Genomic DNA, 5,257 nt, shown 5'->3' on the forward strand with positions numbered 1-5,257 from the left:
CTCGCCCGGATGATCCTCGCCAGGCCCGACAACCTCAAGGCCGAGCATCGCGGTCTTCTGGCCCGGCTTACCGCTGCCTGCCCCGAGATGACCCAGCTGGCCGCCGTTGCCGAAGGCTTCGCCGAACTCCTGACACCTTGCGAAGGTAATGCCGACGGTCTCTCGCGCTGGATCGTCAAGGCTCGCTCAGCCGATCTGCCCCATCTGCACGCCTTCACCCGGGGCCTGGACCGAGACCGCGACGCTGTGATCGCCGCACTCACACTTCCGTACAGCAACGGCCCCACCGAAGGCGTCAACACCAAGACCAAACGGATCGCGCGCCAGATGCACGGACGAGCAGGCTTCACCCTTCTTCGCCACCGCATCCTCCTCGGATAGCGGCACTCTCCGTCACCACCGAATATGAGACAGAGCCGCTCGATTGACAGACCCCGGGGTCAAGGCCCCGGTGCCAGCAGTGGTGCGAGCGCTCCGCTGCTGGCACCCAGTGCCGCGGTGCCCGGCCGGGCCGTTGCTGGCGGTGCCGACTGGCCTGGGCACTGTGGGGTGTCCGGGCCGCCGCTTCCGTCGCGCGCGGCGGCGTGGTGGTTGCAGTCAGGAGGCGGAGGACGAGGGGGGCGCGGTGGGGACGGGGCCGGGGGCCCCGGCCCCGTCGTTGGTTGCATTGGGGTCGACTGCCATCGTGATGTAGCCGATGACGCCGTGCTCGATGTGGCGGCTGTCGTAGAGAAGTTCGAGCAGACCGCCCTGAGCACCGGTTCCCGGGTAGAGGAAGTCCTGGTCGAGGGTCATGCGCGTCATAGTGTTCGCCGAGTAGGGCGCACTGTCGGCGGTGGCCTTCACCGAGTCTTCGGAGAAGTAGAACTGCCCGGTGTGGCAGGTGCGTCCGCCGGTGTAGCCGTCGGAGGTCCGGGAGCCGCCGGTGTGCACCTTGGTGTGGATGTGGACGGCCCGGCCCGCGTACCAGCCGGGGAAGACGGTCCGGAAGACGACGAAGCCCTCGTGGTCGGTCATCTGGATGCCGCGCAGCCAGGTGAGGTTGTCGGTCGGGGTCGCGTGGCCGCCACCTCCCCCGTCCGGTCCGCCGGGGGGTGCGGTCGGTGCATCGGTGGGCGGCGGGCCGGAGGGCATCGAGCTGGGAGGCGTACCGCCGCCACCGCCGCCGTTGCCGTTCTGGGTGTAGCCGGAGTAGACGCCGGAGGCGTCGCAGTGCCAGATCTCGACGGCCGAGTTGCGGATGGGCTTGCAGGTGGCGCTATCGACAGCGCGCAGGACGAGCAGGAGCGGGATGCCGGTGCGGTCCTCGACCACGTTGCCGCGGAAGAGCTCGTAGTCGATGTAGTAGGGGCCTTCGATCTGCTCCGTGGTCAGTGGCATGCAGACGCTGGAGGCGGAGGCGGCTGCCTTCACCGAGTCGAGGGTGCTGCTGTTCGCGGCGCCGCGGCCGGCAGCGGCGCCCGCTCCGCCGAGGACCACCGCGCCGGCGGCACCGCTGAGAGCCAGCACACGGCGGCGGGAGAGGAGCCGCGAGACAAGGGCGTTGTCGGGTTCGTCGTGCTGCGGAGCATCGTTTGCGCGCATAGCATCTGCCTTTCTGTCTGTGCGTTCCATGGGGCTGCCCTGCCTGGAGCGCCAGGCTCCGGCCGGTGCGGGTCCGGTTGGGACCTGCCGGAGCGCAGACAGCGGCCGGGTCTCGGCTGCTGGTGGGTGGTGGAGCCCGGCGCTGGTGCGCAGCCGGGTTTCGGCGGCGGGGTCGGGGGTTTCTCTGCTGGTTCGGGTCTTGGTGTCGGCGGCGTCGAGTGGTGTTGCCGGTCTGTCGGGTGGAAGGACGGTGCCGCGGCCGGCAGGAAGCGGATCGAGCGTGGGCGGTGGCTGTGTGCCGGTGTCGGTTCCGGGGCCGTGGGTCCGGTGGGAGGTGCGGGGCTGCACTCCCGAACCTGCGGGGTGAGCTGCGGTGGCCCCCCGCGACCGGCACCGCCCCAGCGGGGCCGGTCGGGAGCTGCCGCGTTCGTTGCTACCCCACGTGAATGCGGCAGTCCTGTGGCCGGACCCGTCCCACAACGGTTTCGGCCACAGGAGTACGGGGCTCGGTCAGCCGATGGCGATCTGGTCGACCAGGAAGATGGTCGACAGGTAGGTGTCTTCGGTGCCGGCGAACTCCAGCTTCACCGTCTGGCCCTTGTGGGCGGACAGGTCGACGGTCTTCTGGACGTATCCGGAGCTCGCGTCGGCGTTGGAGTAGGTGGCCAGCGTGGTGCCGTTGACGTTGACCTTGAGGGTGTCGTAGGCGGTGGAGCCGGACTCCTGGGTGGAGACCTTCAGCCAGAAGGTGAGCTTCGGGGTGCCGGTGGAGGGCACCGCGATGTTCGACTGGGAGAGGGACTCGATGGCGTCGGCGCCGTAGCCCATCATCCAGGCGTACCAGGACCCGTCACGTGCGGCCTGCAGGGACGAGTTGGTGATGATGCTGTCGCTCTGGGTCCAGCCGCTGGTGCCCTGTTCGAAGCTGCCGTTGGTCAGCGCGTTCCCGCTGGGGGGCGTGGTCGGCGAAGGAGTCGGGTCGGTCGGGGTGGGGGTGGGGGTGCCGGTGCCGGGGTCGGGCAGGGCGGTGCCGACGCTGACGGCCGCCCATGCCTTGGAGACGAGGTAGCGCTCCTGGGAGTTGGTGCCGTACAGGTCGGCGGCGGCCTGCAGGGTGGCGGTGCGGGCGCCGGCGTAGTTGGTGGTGGAGGTCATGTAGGTGGACAGCGCCCGGTACCAGACCGCGGCGGCCTTGTCCTTGCCGATGCCGCTGAAGGTGTCGTTGTTGCAGGTGGTGCCGTTGTGCGAGCGTCCGCCGATGGTCTTCGCCCCGGTGCCTTCGGCGGCGAGGTAGAAGAAGTGGTTGCCGATGCCGGAGGAGTAGTGGACGTCCACCGAGCCGGCGCTGGAGGTCCAGCAGGACAGCGAGTTGCCGTCGGCGGCGGGGTTGTCCATGCGGCGCATGTAGCCGCCGGACATGTTGAGCTTCTCGCCGATGTAGTAGTCGCCCTGGTCGCCGGTGTTGTTGGCGTAGAACTCGACCATGGTGCCGAAGATGTCGCTGGTGGCCTCGTTGAGGCCGCCGGACTCGCCGGAGTAGGTGAGGTTGGCGGTGGCGGCGGTGACGCCGTGGCTCATCTCGTGGGCGGCCACGTCGAGCGTGGTGACCGGGGTGTTGCTGTTCTGCGAGGAGCCGTCGCCGAAGAACATGCAGAAGCAGTTGTCGTCGTAGAAGGCGTTCAACAGGCCGGTGTCCACGTGGACGTAGGCGGGGGCGCCGCTGCCGTTGTTGCGGATGCCGGAGCGGTTGAAGGAGTTCTTGTAGTAGTCCCAGGTCTTGGCCAGGCCGTAGGAGGCGTCCACCGCGGCGCTCTCGCGGCTGGAGCTGGTGCCGTTGCCCCAGGAGTTGGTGGTCTTGGAGAAGGCCCGGGCGTTCTGCCTCGGGTTCGACTGCGGGCTGTTGTACGAGTCGTAGATGATCGTGCCGCCGTGCGCGGCGTCGGTGAGGGTGTAGCCGCTGCTGGTCTGGGTGGTCTCGATGGAGACCTGGCCGACGGTGACGCCGTTGCCGGTGCCCGTCACGGTCTGGTGCAGCTCGTACTGGTCCAGGGCCGCGCCGCTGGTCGCGTCGACGATCACCGCCTGTCGCGAGGCGGGGCCGGTCTCGCCCTCGCCGGTGACGGTCGAACGGTAGGCGAGGACGGGGATCTTGCCGACCGCGTACACCACCAGGGTGCTGTCCTTGCTGCCGGCCTTCGCCTTCTTCACGTGCCTGGCGTGCTTCACGGCCTTGGCCGAGGCGTCGGCGGCCGTCAGCTTCGGCGTGGTGCCGGCGATCCGGATCGCGCCCTGGTGCGCCAGGTCCGAGCCGGTGATCGTGCCGTCCTCGGCGAGGTGCACCACCAGGTCTCCGCCGATCACCGGCAGGCCTCTGTAGGTGCGGTCGTAGCGCACGTGCCGGGCGCCGTCGGCGTCGATCAGGACGTCCTTGGCCACCAGGCGCTCGTCGGGTCCCAGGCCGAGCTCGCGGGCGGTCGCGGCCGCGTTCCGGCCGGCCGTGCGTATCGCCTCGTCGCGCGTGTCGGCCGTCATCGCCTTGAACCCCGCGCCGGGTGGGGCGACGGAGGTGCCGGCGGCCGCGGTGGGCCGGGGGGCCGCGGTGGACTGGGTGGCCAGCATGGTCACGGAGCCCAGGGCGAGGGCTGCCGCGACACCGGCCGCCAGGGTGTTCTTGCGGTTCATCGGGATCCTTCCGCCGGGCCTTGTCGGGGAATCACCGCAGAACGTCATCTCGGGTACGGGGGGCGTTCGGCAGCGGTTGGCCCGGCTGTGGCCATGAGGCTAGGGACGCAGGTGCCCGGCCGACATCGGGGTGATCCCTTGACCTAGACGGGGAGGCCCGGCGGGCGCACCATGGCCCGATGCCAGACTCTGCGATGTGGATGAACGCGTTCCACGAGGCCGGTCCCCTGCTGCCAGAAGACGTGCACCACACCCGCCGGGTGGTCCTGTCCGGGCCGCCCGGAAGCGGCAAGACCACCGCGGCCGGGGCCCTGGGGCGACGGCTGGGCCTGCCCGTCCTGCGGCTGGCCCCGCGTCCGCAGGACGCCCGGGTTCCCTGCGCCGGGCTGCTCGAACTCGCGCTGGCCCTCCAAGCACTGCCCGCCGCACGGGAGCTGACGGCGGAACTCGACGAGGCCGCCGGCCGGCCGGGCTCCCCGGACGACGCCGGTTCGGCCCTGCGGCTGCGCCGGCAGACCGCCGCCGTGCTGCGGGAGGCACCGCCCATGACGCTGGTGGTGGACAACGCCCAGTGGCTGGACCCGGCCAGCGCGGCCGTCCTGGGCTGGGCCCTGCGCCTGACCCCGGACCTTCCCGTCATCGCGGCCGAACGCACCTGGCGCCCGGAGGCCGCGGGTCACTGGTGCGGGGAGAACGCGTACGCGGTGCGCATCCCGCCCCTGACGAACTCTCAGGTCGCGACGCTGCTGTCCCCGTACCGGCTCGCCCCCCGCGAGGTCACGCGCATCCACACCCACAGCGGAGGAAATCCCGCACTGGCCCTGGCGCTGGCCGACGCCTCGTGCCCGCTCCCGGACCGAGACGGTGACAGCGGGCGGGCCCTGCCGCCGACGGCCAGCCGGCTGGTGGGAGAGTGGCTGGACGAGGTACCGGCCCAGGTACGGGAACTGCTGACGCTCGCCGCACTCGACGACCGGCCCGACCTCGACCT

At 70.8% G+C, this 5,257-nt stretch carries 4 protein-coding genes; 2 read left to right on the plus strand and 2 right to left on the minus strand.

The features are described 5' to 3' along the window. Positions 1 to 381 (plus strand): transposase (locus tag IE321_RS40640; protein WP_190226658.1); only part of this gene is annotated, 381 nt, incomplete at its 5' end. A 216-nt stretch (positions 382 to 597) separates the two neighbouring features. Here the strand turns inward: IE321_RS40640 and IE321_RS40645 are convergent. After that, positions 598 to 1,584, minus strand: coding sequence for an intradiol ring-cleavage dioxygenase (locus tag IE321_RS40645; protein WP_226651503.1), 987 nt, complete (start codon positions 1,582 to 1,584; stop codon positions 598 to 600). Positions 1,585 to 2,094: 510 nt separating this feature from the next. Beyond that, entirely contained in the window at positions 2,095 to 4,266 is a 2,172-nt protein-coding gene (locus tag IE321_RS40650) for a M4 family metallopeptidase (RefSeq protein ID WP_190226659.1), read from the minus strand. Positions 4,267 to 4,445: 179 nt separating this feature from the next. Between IE321_RS40650 and IE321_RS40655 the strand changes: the two genes are divergently transcribed. Next, positions 4,446 to 5,257, plus strand: an 812-nt coding sequence (locus IE321_RS40655; RefSeq protein WP_190226660.1) for an ATP-binding protein, incomplete at its 3' end; no start/stop codon positions are given.

Origin of the sequence: Streptomyces hydrogenans, from assembly GCF_014656075.1 — a bacterium.
Classification (GTDB): domain Bacteria; phylum Actinomycetota; class Actinomycetes; order Streptomycetales; family Streptomycetaceae; genus Streptomyces; species Streptomyces hydrogenans.